General features: G+C 71.6%; 17 protein-coding genes. 14 read left to right on the forward strand and 3 right to left on the reverse strand.

Going from position 1 to position 18,358, the window contains the following annotated elements:
* Positions 1-22: 22 nt before the first annotated feature.
* Both ACSMXX_RS23010 and ACSMXX_RS23015 read left to right on the forward strand, forming a co-directional pair.
* The gene (locus ACSMXX_RS23010) at positions 23-1,111 is read left to right on the forward strand and encodes an S-(hydroxymethyl)mycothiol dehydrogenase (RefSeq protein ID WP_473180585.1); all 1,089 of its coding nucleotides are present in this window, start codon (positions 23-25) and stop codon (positions 1,109-1,111) included.
* A gap of 104 nt (positions 1,112-1,215) precedes the next feature.
* Complete coding sequence (locus ACSMXX_RS23015) at positions 1,216-1,959, forward strand: SAM-dependent methyltransferase (RefSeq protein WP_473180586.1); 744 nt, start codon at positions 1,216-1,218, stop codon at positions 1,957-1,959.
* 53 nt (positions 1,960-2,012) lie between these two features.
* Here the strand turns inward: ACSMXX_RS23015 and ACSMXX_RS23020 are convergent, their stop codons facing one another.
* From ACSMXX_RS23020 to ACSMXX_RS23030, 3 genes are read right to left on the reverse strand one after another with little or no spacing between them, the layout of a single operon-like run.
* Complete coding sequence (locus tag ACSMXX_RS23020) at positions 2,013-2,807, reverse strand: IclR family transcriptional regulator (RefSeq protein ID WP_473180587.1); 795 nt, start codon at positions 2,805-2,807, stop codon at positions 2,013-2,015.
* Positions 2,808-2,847: 40 nt separating this feature from the next.
* A complete protein-coding gene (locus ACSMXX_RS23025) occupies positions 2,848-3,507 on the reverse strand; it encodes a response regulator (protein WP_473180588.1) in 660 nt (219 codons plus the stop codon).
* 1 nt (position 3,508) lies between these two features.
* A complete protein-coding gene (locus ACSMXX_RS23030; protein WP_473180589.1) occupies positions 3,509-4,462 on the reverse strand; it encodes a HAMP domain-containing sensor histidine kinase in 954 nt (317 codons plus the stop codon).
* A gap of 420 nt (positions 4,463-4,882) precedes the next feature.
* Here ACSMXX_RS23030 and ACSMXX_RS23035 point away from each other — a divergent pair, with 420 nt between their 5' ends.
* The 12 genes from ACSMXX_RS23035 (at position 4,883) to era (ending at position 18,333) form a co-directional block, all read left to right on the forward strand.
* Entirely contained in the window at positions 4,883-6,181 is a 1,299-nt protein-coding gene (locus ACSMXX_RS23035; RefSeq protein ID WP_473180590.1) for an ArsB/NhaD family transporter, read from the forward strand.
* Positions 6,182-6,298: 117 nt separating this feature from the next.
* A complete protein-coding gene (locus tag ACSMXX_RS23040; protein ID WP_473180591.1) occupies positions 6,299-6,553 on the forward strand; it encodes a DUF3040 domain-containing protein in 255 nt (84 codons plus the stop codon).
* 114 nt (positions 6,554-6,667) lie between these two features.
* Entirely contained in the window at positions 6,668-8,197 is a 1,530-nt protein-coding gene (locus ACSMXX_RS23045; RefSeq protein ID WP_473180592.1) for a potassium/proton antiporter, read from the forward strand.
* Positions 8,198-8,744: 547 nt separating this feature from the next.
* Entirely contained in the window at positions 8,745-10,073 is a 1,329-nt protein-coding gene (locus tag ACSMXX_RS23050) for a cation:proton antiporter (RefSeq protein ID WP_473180593.1), read from the forward strand.
* Positions 10,074-10,299: 226 nt separating this feature from the next.
* On the forward strand, positions 10,300-11,592 hold the full coding sequence (locus tag ACSMXX_RS23055; RefSeq protein WP_473180594.1) for a glucarate dehydratase family protein: 1,293 nt from the start codon (positions 10,300-10,302) through the stop codon (positions 11,590-11,592).
* 217 nt (positions 11,593-11,809) lie between these two features.
* A complete protein-coding gene (locus tag ACSMXX_RS23060) occupies positions 11,810-13,195 on the forward strand; it encodes a PfkB family carbohydrate kinase (protein ID WP_473180595.1) in 1,386 nt (461 codons plus the stop codon).
* Positions 13,196-13,356: 161 nt separating this feature from the next.
* Positions 13,357-14,502 carry a PhoH family protein gene (locus ACSMXX_RS23065; RefSeq protein ID WP_473180596.1) on the forward strand — a complete coding sequence of 382 codons (1,146 nt, stop codon included), beginning with the start codon at positions 13,357-13,359 and terminating at the stop codon, positions 14,500-14,502.
* 11 nt (positions 14,503-14,513) lie between these two features.
* Positions 14,514-15,014, forward strand: coding sequence for an rRNA maturation RNase YbeY (ybeY, locus tag ACSMXX_RS23070; protein ID WP_473180597.1), 501 nt, complete (start codon positions 14,514-14,516; stop codon positions 15,012-15,014).
* The gene (locus ACSMXX_RS23075) at positions 15,011-16,348 is read left to right on the forward strand and encodes a hemolysin family protein (protein WP_473180598.1); all 1,338 of its coding nucleotides are present in this window, start codon (positions 15,011-15,013) and stop codon (positions 16,346-16,348) included. The genes ybeY and ACSMXX_RS23075 overlap by 4 nt, the downstream gene beginning before the upstream one ends.
* 48 nt (positions 16,349-16,396) lie before the next feature.
* On the forward strand, positions 16,397-16,753 hold the full coding sequence (locus ACSMXX_RS23080; protein WP_473180599.1) for an MmcQ/YjbR family DNA-binding protein: 357 nt from the start codon (positions 16,397-16,399) through the stop codon (positions 16,751-16,753).
* A gap of 91 nt (positions 16,754-16,844) precedes the next feature.
* Positions 16,845-17,216 carry a cytidine deaminase gene (locus tag ACSMXX_RS23085; protein ID WP_473180600.1) on the forward strand — a complete coding sequence of 124 codons (372 nt, stop codon included), beginning with the start codon at positions 16,845-16,847 and terminating at the stop codon, positions 17,214-17,216.
* Between the two features lie 148 nt (positions 17,217-17,364).
* Positions 17,365-18,333 (forward strand): GTPase Era, encoded by a 969-nt coding sequence (gene era, locus ACSMXX_RS23090; RefSeq protein WP_473180601.1) that lies wholly within the window; start codon positions 17,365-17,367, stop codon positions 18,331-18,333.
* Positions 18,334-18,358 lie beyond the last annotated feature (25 nt).

The raw sequence follows: 18,358 nt of genomic DNA on the forward strand, positions 1-18,358 counted from the left end.
GGGCCGAGTACGGAGGGTCCGGATGTCACAGGAGGTGCGCGGCGTCATCGCGCCGGGCAAGGACGAACCGGTGCGCGTGGAGACCGTCGTGGTGCCGGACCCCGGCCCGGGCGAGGCCGTGGTGCGGGTGCAGGCGTGCGGCGTCTGCCATACCGATCTGCACTACAAACAGGGCGGCATCAGCGACGAGTTCCCCTTCCTGCTCGGCCACGAGGCCGCGGGCGTCGTCGAGTCCGTCGGCGCGGGCACGACCGAGGTGGAGCCCGGCGACTTCGTGATCCTCAACTGGCGCGCGGTGTGCGGCCAGTGCCGCGCGTGCCGCCGCGGACGCCCCTGGTACTGCTTCGACACGCACAACGCCGGCCAGCCGATGACGCTCGCCGGGTCGGGCGCCGAACTCTCCCCGGCCCTCGGCATCGGCGCCTTCGCGGAGAAGACCCTGGTGGCCGCGGGACAGTGCACCAAGGTCGATCCGGACGTCTCACCCGCGGTCGCGGGGCTGCTCGGCTGCGGCGTGATGGCCGGCATCGGTGCCGCCGTCAACACCGGCCAGGTCGGGCGCGGTGACACCGTCGCGGTGATCGGCTGCGGAGGCGTCGGCGACGCGGCCGTCGTGGGCGCGCGGCTCGCGGGAGCCTCGCGCGTCATCGCCGTGGACATCGACGGACGCAAGCTCAGGCAGGCGGAGTCCATGGGCGCCACGCACACCGTCGACTCCGCCTCGACGGACCCCGTCGAGGCGATCAGGGAACTGACCGGCGGCTTCGGCGCGGACGTCGTCATCGAGGCGGTCGGCCGCCCCGAGACGTACGAACAGGCCTTCTACGCCCGGGACCTGGCCGGCACGGTCGTCCTGGTCGGTGTGCCGACCCCCGAGATGCGTCTCGAACTCCCGCTGCTGGACGTCTTCGGCCGCGGCGGCTCCCTCAAGTCCTCCTGGTACGGCGACTGTCTGCCCTCCCGCGACTTCCCCATGCTGATCGACCTCCACCGGCAAGGGCGCCTGGATCTGGAGAAGTTCGTGACGGAGCGGATCGCCCTCGACGAGGTCGAGCAGGCCTTCGACCGGATGCACGCGGGGGACGTCCTCCGGTCGGTGGTCGTCTTCTGATCCGCGCACCGGGTCGGTGGCCCCCGGGCCGCCGCCCGGAATCGCGTTGCGCGTGACCGGTGCGTACGGGCAGGGTTCCGCCCGTACGCACCGGAAGGAACCCCATGTCACTGCGCCACCACGAGATCGCCGAAGCACGGAGCCGCATCCTCAACCCCCTCACGGATGAGAAGCTGCGGCTTCTCGGGGAGGTGACGAGACCGGAGCGCGGCGCCCGGCACCTCGATCTGGCCTGCGGCAAGGGCGAGTTGCTGGCGACCTGGGCCCGTGACCACGGCACCACGGGGGTCGGTGTCGACATCAGCAAGGTCTTCCTCGGCGCGGCACGCGAACGCGCGGCCGAGCTGGGAGTGGCGGAGCGGCTGCAGTTCGTACGCGCCGACGCCGGCACGTACGAGGCCGGCCCGGAGGGCTACGACCTGGTCACCTCCCTGGGCGCCACCTGGATCGGCGGGGGTCTCGCGGGCACGCTGGAGCTGATGCGGCGTGCGCTGCGCGCGGACGGCACGCTGGTCGTCGGCGAGGTGTACTGGCGCAGCGAACCGTCCGACGAGGCATGCCGGGCGCTGGAGCTGGAACGGGACGACTTCACCAGCCTCGTCGGCACGAACGAGCGCTTCGAGGCGGCCGGTCTGGAACTCGTGGAGATGGTCCTCGCAGACCCGGACAGCTGGGACCGGTACGGGGCGTCCCAGTGGCGCACCATCAGCGACTGGCTGCGCGCGAACCCCGATCACGAAGACGCCCCGGACATGCGCGACTTCCTACGTCACGCCCGCACGTCCCATCTCGCCCACGGGCGTGACCTGCTGGGCTGGGGCGCCTTCGTCCTCCGCCCGGCCCGCTGAGGCGGCTCGCGAGCGCCGCACCGCGGTTACGGGGAACGACTGCCCCCGCCCCCTCAGCGCCAGTCGGGGGTGCTGCCGCCCGCGGCCACGGGGCCCGCGGATTCGATCCGTTCGCGGATCTCCCGCATCACGGCGACGATGCGCTGCTCGTGCTCCGGGGTGAGCCGCCCGGCAGGTACGGAGCAGCTGACCGCGTCGGTGGCCGGGGAGTCGTCCCGCAGGGCGAAGCCGAAGCCCACGATGCCCACGACGCTCTCCTCCCGGTCCACGGCGTAACCGCGCTTCCGCACCTCTGCCAGGTCGGCCAGCAGGGAGGCCCGTCCGGTGTGGGTGTTGGCGGTGAGGGCGCGCAACGGGCCGCCGGGAAGCGGGAGTGCGGAGTCCGGCCGCTCGGCGAGCAGTGCCTTGCCCAGTGCTCCCGCGTGAGCGGGCAGGCGGCGGCCGACGCGGTTGAGCGTACGCGGGTACTCGTGCGACTCCCTCGTGGCGAGATAGACGACGTCGCCGCGGTCGAGACGGGCGAGATGGATCGTCTCGCCCAGCGTCTCGGAGGCCTCCGCGAGGTACGGGCGGGCGATGCGCACTCTCGGGTCGCTGTCGAGGTAGCTGGTGCCGGTGAGCAGGGCGCGGATGCCGATGCCGTAGAGCGAGCCGGTCGCGTCGGTGCGCACCCAGCCCCGTTCGACGAGGGTCTGGAGGAGGGCGTACATGCTGCTGCGGGGCACCTGCAGCTCCTCGGCGAGCTCGCGCAGCCGGGCGGGCCGGTCGCCTCGCGCGGCCAGTACCTCCAGCAGGTCGACGGCGCGGGACGCGGACTTCACGGCGCGTACGCCCCCGTTCTCCGGCATGCGCCGATCGTAGGACATCCGCCTCACCGTGCCGCCGCGGCTACGGTTCGATCAGCCCGGCCCGGATCGCGTACCGCGTCAGTTCCAGGCGGTCCTTCAGGCCGAGCTTCTGCAGCAGGTTCGCCCGGTGCCGCTCCACGGTCTTGGCGCTGATGAAGAGGATTCCGGCGATCTCCTTCGATGTGTGGCCCTCGGCCACGAGCTTGAGGATCTCCTCCTCGCGGTCGGTGATGGCGCGGGCGGGCAGCCGGTCCCCCTCCCGCGCACGGGCGAGGTGGTCACGGATGAGCGCGGTGACGGCACCGGGGTACAGGAACGGCTCGTCGCGCATCGCGGCGCGGCATGCCTCGACCAGGTCGCGGTCGGCGACGGACTTGAGGACATAGCCCGCGGCGCCGGCCTTGAGGGCCTCGAAGAAGTACTGCTCGTTGTCGTACATGGTCAGCATGAGGATGCGGATGTCCGGCTGCTGCCGGGAGAGTTCGCGTGCCGCCTGCAGCCCGGTCATGCGTGGCATGGCGATGTCGAGGATGGCCAGGTCGGGCGTTTCGGCACGGGCCGTCTCGATCGCCTCGGCGCCGTCGCCCGCCTCGGCGACGACGGTCAGGTCGGGTTCGCCGTCGAGGATGAGCCGCACTCCCCGGCGTACGAGCGCGTGGTCGTCGGCGAGCAGAACGCGGGTCTTCGCGTTCTCGCGCATGTCAGCCGCCCCCGTTCCGTACGGGCACGTCGAGCCGCACTTCCGTGCCGCCCGCCGGCCCGGTCCCGATGGTCAGTCCGGCGCCGATCAGCAGGGCACGCTCGCGCATGCCGCGGATCCCGGCGCCTTCGGGTGCGCCGCGGAGTCCGCGTCCGTCGTCGCGTACGCGCAGCTCGACTCCGCCGGTGGTGCGGCGGAGGGTGAGTTCGGCGTGCCCGGCGTCCGCGTGCCGGACGGTGTTGGTGAGGCCCTCCTGTGCGACGCGGTAGAGGACGAGTTCCGTCTCGTCGTCCAGCTCGGGCAGCTCCGCGTCCAGCCGCGCCTTCACGGCCGGGCCGCCGTGCGAGGGGATCTCCGTGGTCAGCGACTTCAGGGCGCTGGCCAGCCCCAGCTCCTCCAGCACCCCAGGGCGCAGTCTGCGCGCGATGCGCCGGATCTCGTCCAGGCTGCCGCGGGTCGCCTCCTGTACCTCGTGCAGCTCGTCGCGTACGGGCTCGGAGGCGTGGTCCGCGACGCGCTTCATCTCCAGCAGCACCGCGGTGAGCGTCTGGCCGACCTCGTCGTGCAACTCCTGGGCGATGCGGCGGCGTTCGGCCTCCTGTGCGGAGAGCGCGCGGGCGGTGCTCGTGGCCCGTTCGGCCTCCAGACGGTCGAGCATGGTGTTGAACGTCCTGATCAGGTCCGCGATCTCGCCCTGCCCCCCGACCGCCGGACGTGGCCGAGGACGCAGCAGGTCGATGGTGGTCATGGCACGGGTGAGGCGCCGCAGCGGCGTGAGGCTGAGCCGCAGCAGAGCGGCGTTGGCGATGAGCATCGAGACGAGGCCGGCGCCGAGGACGGCCGCCTCGGTGAGCAGCACGGGAGTTGACACGGTGACGGGGCCGAGCAGCAGCAGAGCGGTGGCCACGGTGAGCACCGCGGCGTTGAGCAGGAAGATCCGCCAGAACAGGGACAAAGTGCAACCGCCTCCTCGTGCGACGACGCCGGCAGGGCCGCACGCACCTTCTTCGCCCGTGGGCACCGGCCGGCCGGGAGTGACCGCGGGCCGGGTGTGACCGCGGGCCGGGTGTGACCGCGGGCCGCAATGGCCGCTGACCTGGGGACTGCCGCCGCGCGGGGATGACCGCCGCACTGCGGCGCACCGCGCCCACGGGCCGACGGGCCTGGTGGCCCGTCTTTCAGCTTGCTTCACCGAGCGGGACGCGTCCATCGGGTCCGGCACCCATTCCGGCCCGGCTGCGATCCCCGTCTCTGCAGGTCGGCCACCTCGCGATCTGGGTGTCGGACCGGATAGTTCCGGATGCCCTCCCCACATGAGCCTTGAGATCAGGGCCCGGCGCCGCCCGGTCCGTCCATCTCAAGAGGGGAAGCGCGTATGACGGTCACCGCATGGCTGGCAGTAGGTGTGTTCGCCACCGCCTACGTACTGATCGCGACCGAGCGCGTGCACCGGGTCACCGCTGCACTCGGCGGTGCGGTCGTGATGCTGGTCATCGGGGCCACCGACACGGAGCACGCGTTCTTCTCCGAGGAAGCGGGCATCGACTGGAACGTCATATTCCTGCTGCTCGGGATGATGCTCATCGTCGCGGTGCTGAAGCGCACCGGGATCTTCGAGTACGTCGCTGTCTGGGCCGTGAAGCGGGCGAAGGGCAGACCGTACCGGCTGATGGTCCTCCTGATCGTCGCCACCGCGATCCTCTCCGCCTGGCTCGACAACGTCACCACGGTCCTGCTGATGGCCCCCGTCACGATCGTCATCTGCCGGCGGCTGGGCGTGCCCGTCGTCCCCTACCTCCTGGCCGAGGTGTTCGCCTGCAACATCGGCGGTGCGGCCACTCTCATCGGCGACCCGCCCAACATCATCATCGGCTCCCGCGCAGGGCTGTCCTTCAACGACTTCCTGTGGCACATGGCGCCGATCGCGGTGTTCCTCACTCTGGTCTTCGTCGTGATGAGCCGCTTCATGTTCCGCTCGGCCTTCCGCTACGACGCGGAGAAGGCGCAGCAGGTCATGGACATGGACGAGCGGGAGGCCATCAAGGACCCCCGGCTGCTCGTCGTCAGCGGTGTGGTGGTCGCCGCGGTGATGGCCTGCTTCGTGCTCCACACGGTCCTGCACGTGGAGCCCGCTGTGGTCGCCATAGTCGGCGGGCTGACGCTGCTGGCCGTCTCCGGACTGAGCGCCGGGGACGTGGTCAAGGACGTGGAGTGGGAGACGCTCGCCTTCTTCGCCGGGCTGTTCGTGATGGTCGGGGCGATGGTGCAGACGGGGATCATCGCCGACCTGGGCGAGGCGGCAGCGGAGGCCACCGAGGGGCAACTGCTCGGCACGTCGATGGCGTTGGTCTTCGGATCGGTGGTCCCCTCGGCGGTCATCGACAACATCCCGTTCGTCGCCTCGGTCACTCCCGTCGTCTCCGAGATGGTCCAGGCATCGGGCGGAACCGGCGAGGCCGGGATGCTCTGGTGGTCCTTCGCGCTCGGCGCCGACCTCGCGGGCAACGCAACGATCATCGCCTCCTCGGCCAACGTCGTGGTCGTCGGCATCGCCGACCGCAGCGGCCACCACATCTCATTCTGGAAGTTCTCCAAGTACGGCGTGATCGTCACCGCGGTGACGATCGTGCTGGCCGCCGCCTATGTGTGGCTGCGCTATTTCGCCTTCGCGTAGGCGCTGGACGCGGGGTTGACGATCCGTCGGACGAGGGGGGCCAGTGAAGCACCGGAACCGCACCGCACACCTGACGCGGCGGCAGCGCGGCGACGACGCCGGAGGGAGGGCGAACCAGTGGACCGCTTCGACGATCTGCCCGCGCAGCGCGGGCAGCGTGTTCCGGGAGCCGAAGACCGTACGGCACCCCCACACGGCAGGCGCTGGCGTGTGGCCGCCTGGCTGGTGCTGGTCCCAGCCACCGTATGCCTGTTGGGCGGCATCGTGGCCGGAGAGGGCCTGCTCATCGCCGCGGGCCTGGTGCTCGCAGGAGTCTCCGGGCACCTGTTCACTCCGGAGTACCGGAATCCCCGGGGACGGCCTCCCAGGTGACCACCGTGTCCGACGGCCCGTCACGGGCGGCCTCGTGCCTCCCCGGATCGCTCCCCGGATCGCTGCCGGGATCACTGTCCGGACCGCTGCCCGGATCACTGCGGGGATCTCCAGGTGACGCTGCAGCAGCTCTACGTGACCCTGCTGATCGGCGGAGCGGTCCTGCTGGCCGGAATCGCCGCCGCGCGGACGGCCCATAGGCTCGGGCTGCCGAGCCTGCTGCTCTTCCTCGCCGTCGGCGTCATCCTCGGCGAGGACGTCCTCGGGCTGGAATTCGACGACGCACAGCTCGCGCAGGCTCTGGGTACCGCTGCGCTGGCCCTCATCCTCGTCGAAGGCGGCCTGACCACAAGCTGGGAGGACGTCAAGCGCCTGCTGGCACCAGCCGGTGTGCTGGCCGGCGCCGGTGTGGCGGTGTCGGTCGGCGTCACCGCCACCGGGGCCCATTTCCTGCTGGGACTGGAATGGCATCTGGCGCTGCTGCTCGGCGCGATCATCTCCTCCACCGATGCCGCCGCCACTTTCGCCGTCCTGCGGACCCTGCCCCTGCCCAAGAAGGTCACCGGTCTGCTGGAGGCGGAATCGGGCTTCAACGACGCGCCCACCATCATCCTCGTCCTGGTCTTCAGCAACGCCGTCACGGGCATGCCCGGCCCGGTCGTCATCGTCGGCGACATCTTCTTCCAGTTGGGAGTTGGGGCCGCCGCCGGTCTGGCCGTCGGGCGGCTGGGGGCCTTCGCCCTGCGGCACATCGCGCTGCCCGCGACCGGGCTGTACCCGCTGACCACCGTCGGGTTGGGCATCATCGCCTTCGCCGCGGCCGGCGCGGTCGACGCAAGCGGCATCATCGCCGCGTACCTGTCGGGACTCGTGCTCGGCAACGCCGAGCTGCCCCACCGCGCCGCCACCCGCTCCTTCGCGGAGGGCGCGGGATGGCTGGCCCAGATCGGGCTGTTCGTCATGCTGGGCCTGCTGGTCACCCCCAGCGAACTGCCGTCGGTTCTCCTGACGGCCCTGGGCGTCGGACTGTTCCTGCTGCTCGTCGCACGGCCGGTCTCCGTGCTCCTCTGCCTCGTGCCCTTCCGCATTCCCCTGCGGGAACAGGCGTTCATCTCCTGGGCGGGTCTGCGCGGCGCGGTGCCGATCGTGCTGGCCACCTTCCCGATCGTGGCGGGGGTCGAGGGAGCACGGGGCCTGCTGAACATCGTCTTCGTGCTCGTCGTCGTCTTCACCCTGATCCAGGGGCCCACCCTTCCGGTCATGGCCCGCCGGCTGGGTGTGAGCCGTTCCGGTGCGCTGCGGGACGTCGAGGTGGAGTCGGCACCGCTCGACGTGCTCGACGCCGATCTGCTCACCGTGTCGGTGCCGCCGGGCTCCCGACTCCAGGGCGTGGCCGTCTTCGAGCTCCGGCTGCCTCCGCCCGCAGTGGTCACCCTGGTCGTACGCGACGGCTCCAGCATGGTTCCGCGCGAGGACACCGTGCTCCTTGCCGGCGACGAACTGCTCCTGATCGTCAACCCGGCCGTCCGGGACGCGGCCGAACGCCGGCTGCGCGCGATCGGCAGGCGCGGCAAGCTCGCCCGCTGGTACGGCGAACATGGCGATGCCGAGCCGGCCGTGGAGACGGGCGCGGGCCGCCGCTGACCGGCTCACCGCCGTGCGGCGGCGACGGGCCCGGCCGTCCGCACGGGCCGGGCAGCGCTCTGGTTTTGCCCTGGCAGTAAGCCCTCTTTACCGGTCGATTACTCTGGTGCGGGTGATTGCCCATCGCTAGTGCCGGTCCGTACGCCGGTTCTTGAGCCGACGTGACGGGGGCCAGAAGATGCATCCGACCCACCGCCGGTCCGTGAAGCCGCCTTCGCCGGCGTCGGCTGCCCGCTGTTCCCGCACCGCGCGCCGCCGTGCCCGCGCGTGCGGATGCCGCCGCCGTCGGCAGCGTGCACGGCAGCAGCGGCACAGACCGCTGTGGCCGCCTCCGTGCGCGGGGGACGCACTCCGCCCCCCTGGGCCGGCCGCCGCCGGCCCGCCGCCACACCCGGCATCAGTCCCGTACGCGAAGCCGCCGGCGCCTTTGACGCAGTCGGCACCCTCGACGCCCACGGCACCCTCGGCAACCTCGACGCCACCGCCGAGCCGTCGCGTACGAAGACGAGCCGGACGCCGCCGCTGAACCGACCGGAGGACGACGCCCGTGCACGACACCACCGCCATGCTCATCGAACTCGGGGCGATCATCCTGGCCCTGGGCCTGCTCGGAAGATTCGCCGGCCGCATCGGCTTCTCCCCGATCCCGCTCTACCTGCTCGCCGGGCTCGCCTTCGGCCACGGCGGCCTCGTCCCGCTGCAGGCCAGCGAGGAATTCGTCGCCACGGGTGCGGAGATCGGCGTCATTCTGCTGCTGCTCCTGCTCGGTCTCGAGTACAGCGCCTCCGAACTCGTCACCAACCTCAAGACCCAATACCCCTCCGGCGCCGTCGACTTCGTCCTCAACGCCGTGCCCGGCGCCGTGGCGGCGCTGCTGCTGGGCTGGGGGCCGGTCGCCGCCGTCGTGCTGGCAGGGGTCACCTGGATCTCCTCGTCGGGCGTCATCGCCAAGGTCCTCGGCGACCTCGGCCGTCTCGGCAACCGCGAGACACCCGTCATCCTCGGCGTCCTCGTCATCGAGGACCTGGCCATGGCCGTCTACCTGCCGATCCTCACCGCGATCCTCGCCGGTGTGAGCCTCGCAGGCGGTGCGCTGACGCTGCTGATCTCGCTGGGCACCGTCGGCGCCGTGCTCTATCTGGCCTTGCGCCACGGCCGTCTGATCAGCCGCGTGGTCTCCTCCGACAGCGCGGAGATGCTGCTGCTGGTCGTGCTCGGCCTCACGCTGCTCGTCGCGGGCATCGCCCAGGAATTGCAGGTCTCGGCGGCCGTCGGCGCGTTCCTCGTGGGGATCGCGCTGTCGGACGAGGTGGCCGAGGGCGCGCACAATCTGCTGATGCCGCTGCGCGACCTCTTCGCGGCGGTCTTCTTCGTCTTCTTCGGCCTGTCCACCGAACCGTCCGACATCCCGCCCGTACTGCTGCCCGCGCTGATCCTCGCCGTCGTCACCACGCTGACGAAGATCGCCACCGGCTGGTACGCCGCACGCCGCGCGGGCATCAGGTCGCCGGGGCGCTGGCGGGCGGGCGGCACGCTCGTTGCACGCGGTGAGTTCTCGATCGTCATCGCGGGCCTCGCCGCCGGGGCCGAACCGCGCATCGGTCCGCTGGCCACCGCGTACGTCCTCATCCTCGTCATCGTCGGACCGCTCACCGCCCGCTGGACCGAGCCGGCCGCCCGCCGGCTCACGCGGCGCGGCAAGACCGCTGTGTCGAAGGACGGAGCGAAGGAAGGGGCGACGGGAGCAACGGGGTCGACGGGCCCGGCGGCGCCCGAGGGTTCCGAGGGTGGCGATGCGGCGGAGGGCGGCCGCCCGGCCGGGGAGTCTCCGCCTTCCGGTGTCGAGGAGAGCGACTCCGCGAGCTCGTCGCGCTGAGCCGGCCCTCGCCGCCCGGCTCTCCCGGCTTTCCTCCGCCCCCGCGCACAACGCGGGGGCGGAGGTGTGTCCGGGGGCCGGTGTGCGTGCGGGAAGCGCGAAGACCGGCGGGTACGGCTGCGCGGGCTCTTGACCGGGTGCGTTCAGGTCCATAGCCTCCATTTCCATACGTGGACAACGTCTACGTACGGAGACAAGCGCCGACGGACGCGACGGGAGCCGCCCCATGACCGCCGACCTGACCATCACTGACGTACGGCTGACACCCGTCCTCGTCTCCGATCCGCCGCTCCTCAACACCCAGGGGGTGCACCAGCCGTACGCGACGCGGCTGATCGTCGAAGTCGTCACCTCCGGCGGCACCAGCGGCTTCGGCGAGACCTACGGCGACACCAAGTACCTGGAGATAGCCCGGCCGCTGGCCGCGGCACTGCCGGGCCGTCAAGTCACGGACCTGAACGGGCTGTTCACGCTGGTGAGTGGTGTCGAGGTCGACTCCGGACGCGTCGAGAACTCCGTGGACGTGGGCGGACTGCGCGGAGTGCAGACCGCCGGCAAGCTCCGCCTCTCCGTCGTCTCCGCCTTCGAGGTCGCCTGCCTGGACGCCCTCGGCAAGGCCAGGGAACTGCCCGTACACGCCCTGCTGGGGCACAAGATCCGCGACCGCGTCGAATACAGCGGATACCTCTTCTACCGCTGGGAGCAGCACCCCGCCGGCCAGGGCGAGCCCGACGACTGGGGCGCGGCCACCGACCCCGCCGGAATAGTGGCGCAGGCCCGCCGCTTCGCGGAGGACTACGGCTTCAGCTCTTTCAAGCTCAAGGGGGGCGTGTACGAACCGGACGAGGAGATCGCCGCCGTCCGCGCGCTCGCCGCTGCCTTCCCGGGTGCGCCCCTGCGCCTGGACCCCAACGGCGCCTGGTCCGTGCCGACTTCGCTGCGGGTCGCGGCGGAGCTGCGCGACGTGCTGCAGTACCTGGAGGACCCGACGAGCGGCACACCCGGCATGGCCGAGGTCGCGGCGCAGGCGGGGGTGCCGCTGGCGACCAACATGTGCGTGACGACCTTCCCCGAGCTCCCCGAGGCGTTCGCCACCGGCGCGGTACAGGTCGTCCTCAGCGACCACCACTACTGGGGCGGTCTGAGCCGCACCCGTGAACTGGCCGCCGTCTGCCGTACGTTCGGCATCGGCCTGTCCATGCACTCCAACACCCACCTGGGGATCTCGCTGGCCGCGATGACCCACGTCGCGGCGACGGTCCCCAACCTCGACTACGCCTGCGACAGCCACTACCCGTGGCAGTCCGAGGACGTCCTCACCCGGCGGCTGACCTTCCGCGACGGCTGCGTCGACGTCTCGGACGCACCCGGCCTCGGCGTCGAGGTGGACCGCGAGCGGCTCGCCGCGTTCCACCAGCGCTGGCTGGACGACGACGGCACCATGCGCGACCGGGACGACGCCGCGGCCATGCGCAAGGCCGACCCCGGGTGGGTCACCCCGGACGTTCCGCGCTGGTGACGGGCGTCCAGGGCCCCTGACCCGGCATGATCCCGGCACGGGCTGGGCCAGGGGCACCGCCGGGCCGGCCGTCACGGCCACGGCCACGGGTACCGCCACGGCGGTGCCCGGAGCGGCCGGGTGAGTGGCCGGGCGAGCCGCCGGGCTGGCCCGATGCCTGAGCCGCGCGGTACACCGGAGACACCACTCGAAGCTGCACAGGTGCCGGAGGAGTCAGGTGAGCACGGGCGCGGGGAACCAGAAGGATCGGCCCGGACGGGAGTCCGGGCCGTGGCCCCGCGCGGAGCCGGAAGCGAGGCCGGCACCTGGGCCTGAACGGGGATCGGGGCCGGAAGCGGGACCCGAGCCGGAAGCGGAACCCCGGCCGGAACCCGGGCGCGAACCGCGGCCGGAGCCCAGGCCCGGGCGGGCGCGGGAACCGGAGCCGGAGCGTCCGGCGCACCACGGCACGCTCCCGCAGCACACGCACCCGTTCGACCCACTCGCCGCGCTCCGCGGTCCCGGCGACCCGGCCTGCGACGTCTACCTGTCCGGCACCGTCTTCCTCGACATCATCTTCACCGGCCTGGACTCGGCGCCCGTACGCGGCACCGAGTCCTGGGCGCGGGGCATGGGCTCCAGCCCCGGCGGCGTCGCCAACATGGCCACCGCCCTGGCCCGGCTGGGCCTGCGCACATCCCTCGCGGCGGCCTTCGGCGACGACATGTACGGCGACTACTGCCGCGAAGCCCTCGACAAGGGAGAGGGCATCGATCTCGCCCTCTCCCACACCGTCCCCGGCTGGCACTCGCCGGTCACCGTCTCCATGGCGTACGAGGGCGAACGCACGATGATCTCCCACGGACACGAGGCGCCACCCCGCAAGACCGCGGCCCCCGCGGCCCTCGGCCTGGGCGGCGCCCCCATCGATCCCGAAGCCCCCGACTGCCCGCCTCCCGCCCGCGCCTGCGTGACGTCCCTCGTGCCGGGCGACCCCCAGGAGTGGATCGCCACCGCGGTCGGCCGCGGCAGCCGCATCTTCGCCGACGTCGGCTGGGACGACACCGGCCGCTGGGACCTCGGCGCACTCCCCGGCCTGGAGCACTGCGAGGCCTTCCTCCCCAACGCCGAAGAGGCCATGCGCTACACACGCACCCGCTGCCCCCGCGCGGCCGCCCGGGCGCTCAGCGAGAGGGTGCCGCTCGCCGTCGTCACGCTCGGGGCACAGGGCTCCTGCGCCGTCGACGGCCGTACGGGCGAGACCGCCGAGGTCCCGGGCATCCCCGTCGACGCCCTCGACACCACCGGCGCCGGCGACGTCTTCGCCGCGGGCTTCGTCATGGGCTCCCTCGCCGGCTGGCCTCTCCCGGACCGGCTGGCCTTCGCAGGGCTCACGGCCGCGCTCTCCGTCCAGGAGTTCGGCGGGTCGCTCTCCGCGCCGGGCTGGCCCGAGATCGCGGCGTGGCGGAGCCGGCTGCGTACGGCGCAGCCCCCGGCCGGAGCCGGCCCCGGCGAGGGCCGGTACGGCTTCCTTGACGCGTTCCTCACCGGCTGCCCCGCCCCGGCCGCACGCCGCCGCGCGCTCCCCACGATCGGCTTCGGACGCACCGGCGGGCCCGCATAGCCGCGGGACCGGGACCGGGACCGGGATCGGGACCGCTGGGGGCCTGCCCGCCGGGCGCCGGCAGCGAAATCGCGTTCGGCCTTGTCAGTGCCGCGTCGTATTCTGGAAAGCCAATCGCCGGCAGAGACAGAGAGGGATGAGGAAGGCCCACCGGGTCACCCATGACGCAGACAACGACGAATCAGGCGGGGTCCCCGCAGGCGCCTCAAGCCACGGCCCGCTTCACCGTTCCGGCAAAGCATCCGATGGTGACCGTGCTGGGTTCCGGTGACTCCCTGCTGCGCGTGATCGAGCAGGCGTTCCCAGCCGCCGACATCCACGTACGAGGCAACGAGATCAGCGCGTCCGGCGAGGCCGCGGAGGTCGACCTCATCCAGCGGCTCTTCGACGAGATGATGCTGGTCCTCCGCACCGGCCAGCCCATGACGGAGGACGCGGTCGAGCGCTCCATCTCGATGCTCCGCGACCAGCAGGACGGCACGGGCTCGGCGAGCGAGACTCCCGCCGAGGTGCTCACACAGAACATCCTCTCCAACCGCGGCCGCACGATCCGCCCCAAGACGCTGAACCAGAAGCGGTATGTCGACGCGATCGACAAGCACACCGTCGTCTTCGGCATCGGCCCCGCCGGCACCGGCAAGACCTACCTCGCGATGGCCAAGGCCGTTCAGGCGCTCCAGTCCAAGCAGGTCAACCGGATCATCCTGACCAGGCCGGCGGTCGAGGCGGGGGAGCGGCTCGGCTTCCTGCCCGGCACGCTCTACGAGAAGATCGACCCGTATCTGCGCCCGCTCTACGACGCGCTGCACGACATGCTCGACCCCGACTCCATCCCGCGCCTGATGGCGGCCGGGACGATCGAGGTGGCGCCGCTGGCTTATATGCGGGGCCGGACCTTGAACGACGCTTTCATCATTCTGGACGAGGCGCAGAACACCAATCCCGAGCAGATGAAGATGTTCCTCACCCGGCTCGGGTTCGAGTCGAAGATCGTGATCACCGGCGACGTCACCCAGGTCGACCTGCCGGGCGGCACGAAGAGCGGGCTGCGGCAGGTGCGGGAGATCCTGGACGGCCTGGACGACGTGCACTTCAGCATGCTCGACAGCTCCGACGTGGTGCGGCACAAGCTCGTCAGCCGCATCGTCGACGCGTACGAGCGCTACGACGTGCGTACGGACGGTGCGGGCGGCTCGGGCCACCCCGGCGGCAAGTCCGGCGACGGCGACCGCCACCGTCAGGGCTCCGGTTCGGGCTCCGGTTCGGGTTCCGGCTCCAGCCACGGTCCCGGCCACGGAAAGCACTGAGCCGGTTCACCATGACGATCGAGATCAACAACGAGTCCGGGCGGACCGTCGACGAGCAGGCGCTCCTCGACATCGCCCGCTATGCCCTGACCCGCATGCGCATCCATCCGCTCTCCGAGGTGTCGGTGATCGTCGTCGACTCCGGCGCGATGGAGCAGCTCCACCTCCAGTGGATGGATCTGCCCGGTCCGACCGACGTGATGTCGTTCCCCATGGACGAGCTCCGCCCGCCCGTGCGCGAGGAGGATGACCCGCCGCAGGGTCTGCTCGGTGACATCGTGCTCTGCCCCGAGGTCGCCGAGCAGCAGGGTGCCGACGCTCCGACGCAGCACTCGATGGACGAGGAGCTTCAGCTGCTCACCGTCCACGGAGTGCTGCACCTGCTGGGTTACGACCACGAGGAGGCGTCCGAGAAGGCCGAGATGTTCGGCCTGCAGTCCGCGATCCTGGACGGCTGGCGCGGCGAGCGCGGCCTGACGGGTCCCTCTCCGGCCCCCACCACCGCGTCGTGACGGCCCAACTGATCGCCGCGGCGGTCCTGTTGCTCGTCGTCGCCTGGCTGGCCGCCTGCGCCGAGGCCGGTCTCGCCCGTACGACCAGCTACCGCGCGGAGGAAGCGGTCCGGCAGGGCCGTCGCGGTGCCGAGCGGCTCGCGGTCGTCGCCGCCGATCCGACGCGCTATCTCAATCTCGCGCTGCTGGTGCGGGTGGCGTGCGAGGTCGCCTCCGGTGTGCTGGTCACGTTCACCTGTGTGCGGGTCTTCGACGAGACGTGGGAGTCCCTGGCCGTCGCGATGGGCGTGATGGTGCTGGTCAGCTATGTCGCCATCGGGGTCTCGCCGCGGACCATCGGGCGTCAGCATCCGCTGAACACGGCCACGGCCGCCTCGTACGTGCTGGTTCCGCTGGTGCGCATTCTCGGCCCGGTGCCGCAGCTGCTGATCCTCCTCGGCAACGCGCTCACGCCCGGGAAGGGCTTCCGCAAGGGCCCGTTCGCGAGTGAGGCGGAGCTGCGCGCGATGGTCGACCTCGCCGAGCAGGAGTCGCTGATCGAGGACGAGGAGCGGAAGATGGTGCATTCCGTCTTCCAGCTCGGCGACACGATCGTGCGTGAAGTGATGGTGCCGCGCACCGACTTGATCACCATCGAGCGGTTCAAGACGATAAGGCAGGCGCTCACTCTCGCGCTGCGCTCCGGCTTCTCCCGCGTCCCGGTGGTGGGGGAGAGCGAGGACGACGTCGTCGGCATCGTCTACCTCAAGGACCTGGCGCGCAGAGTGCACATCAGCCGCGAGGCCGAGACGGACCTGGTCTCCACGGCGATGCGCCCGGCGGCGTTCGTGCCGGACACGAAGAACGCGGGCGATCTGCTGCGCGAGATGCAGCAGGACCGCATCCACGTCGCGGTCGTCATCGACGAGTACGGCGGCACGGCCGGGATCGTGACGATCGAGGACATCCTGGAGGAGATCGTCGGTGAGATCACCGACGAGTACGACCGTGAGCTGCCGCCCGTGCAGGATCTGGGCGACGGCCGCTACCGGGTCACGGCGCGGCTCGACATCGGCGATCTGGGCGAGCTGTACGACCTGGTCGGCCTCGACGACGAGGACGTGGAGACGGTCGGGGGTCTGCTGGCGAAGGCGCTCGGCCGTGTGCCCATCGCGGGTGCGACGGCGACGGTCGACGTCACTGAGGACCGCTCCGACCCCGCCCTGACGGCGTTGCGGCTGACGGCGGAGGCACCGGCGGGGCGCCGGAACCGGATCGTGACGGTGCTGGTCGAGCCCGTCCGCTCGGCCGAGGACGCCGACGAGTCCTCCGCGGACGAGCCTGCCAACGCGTGAGCGGCTGTCGGCGGTGCGGGGCGGACCCTGAAGGGGGACCCTGAACCCATGACTCCGGACGAGCTGCGGACGTACTGCCTCGACCTGAACGGGGCGACCGAGGACTTCCCGTTCTCCCCAGAGGTGTCGGTCTTCAAGGTCGGCGGGAAGATCTTCGCCATCTGCGCACTCGACGAAAGCCCGCTGCAGGTGAGCCTGAAGTGCGAACCGGAGCTGGCCGCCCAGCTGCGCGACGCCCATCCGGCCATCGCGCCCGGCTACCACTTGAACAAGCGGCACTGGAACACCGTCACGCTCGACGGCTCACTTCCGGAGCGCATGGTCCGGGACATGATCGAGGACTCCTACGATCTCGTGGTCGCCGGGCTGCCGCGCCGCGAACGGCTCCTGCTCGACCGTCCCTGAGCGCCCCCTCCCGGAGCACCACCTCGGGGGCGCACCCCCTCCGGTCCCGTCCCCGGTGGCACCCCCGGGAGGGCCACGGCGGGGGCGGCATATGCTCGGTCGTATGAGTGACCGCAGCGATCAGGCACTGGACCCCGAGGACCGGAAGCTCCTCACGCTGGCCCGAAGCACCCGCGCCCGCAACGGCGTTCCGGAGGGCGCGGCCGTACGGGACGAGACGGGCCGTACGTATGTGGCGGGTTCCGTGGACCTGGCCTCACTGCGCCTCACCGCCCTGCAGACCGCGGTGGCGATGGCGGTCGCCTCCGGCGCCGAGTCGCTGGAGGCCGCGGCGGTCGTCACGGAGGCGGAGCTGATTCCGGCTGCGGACCTCTCGGCCGTGCACGACCTGTCCGGGCAGCCGACCACGGTGCTGCTGGCCGGCCCGGACGGCGAACTGCGCGCGACGGTGGCGGCCCGCTGAGCGGCACGTCCGGCTGAGGGCCCGTGCCGCTGAGCGTCGCGGTCCGGCCGAGCCGCCGTCGGAGGTCCGGCTGCGGCCGCCTTCTCCCGGTCACCCCGCGGGCTTCCGGCCCGCACCACGGTCGGGGGCACTCACCCGATCGGGGACAATGGTCGCCATGGATGCGCCCTCCCCAGCTTCTGCCGCAGCCGACGACGCCGAGGCACCGCACCGCTCCGGTTTCGCATGCTTCGTCGGCCGCCCCAACGCGGGCAAGTCGACCCTGACCAACGCCCTGGTCGGTACGAAGGTCGCGATCACCTCCAATCGCCCGCAGACGACCAGGCACACCGTCCGCGGCATCGTTCACCGCCCTGAGGCGCAGCTCGTCCTGGTCGACACCCCTGGTCTGCACAAGCCGCGCACGCTGCTGGGGGAGCGGCTCAACGACGTCGTACGCACGACGTGGGCCGAGGTCGACGTCATCGGCTTCTGCCTGCCCGCCGACGAGCGGACGGGCCCCGGCGACCGCTTCATCGCGAACGAACTGGCCGGGCTGAAGCGCACCCCGAAGGTGGCGGTGGTCACCAAGTCCGATCTGGTCGAGTCGCGGGCCCTCGCCGAGCAGCTGATCGCCGTCGACAGACTCGGCAAGGAGTGCGGGATCGAATGGGCCGAGATCGTGCCCGTCTCCGCCACCGAAGGCCGGCAGGTGTCCCTGCTGGCCGACCTGCTGGCCCCGATGCTCCCCGAGGGCCCGCCGCTCTACCCGGACGGCGATCTGACGGACGAGCCCGAGCAGGTCATGGTCGCCGAGCTCATCCGTGAGGCCGCGCTGGAGGGCGTACGGGACGAGCTGCCGCACTCCATCGCCGTCGTCGTCGAGGAGATGCTGCCGCGCGAGGACCGCCCGGCCGACCGGCCGCTGCTCGACGTCCACGCCAACATCTTCATCGAGCGCCCCAGCCAGAAGGGCATCGTCATCGGCCCGAAGGGCAAGCGCCTGAAGGACGTCGGCACGACCTCACGCCGCCACATCGAGGCCCTGCTGGGCACGCCCGTCTATCTGGATCTGCACGTGAAGGTCGCCAAGGACTGGCAGCGCGACCCCAAGGCGCTGCGCAGGCTGGGCTTCTAGGACGCGTGCCGGAGGAGTCCCGTAC

The organism is Streptomyces sp. DSM 116795 (genome assembly GCF_055792905.1).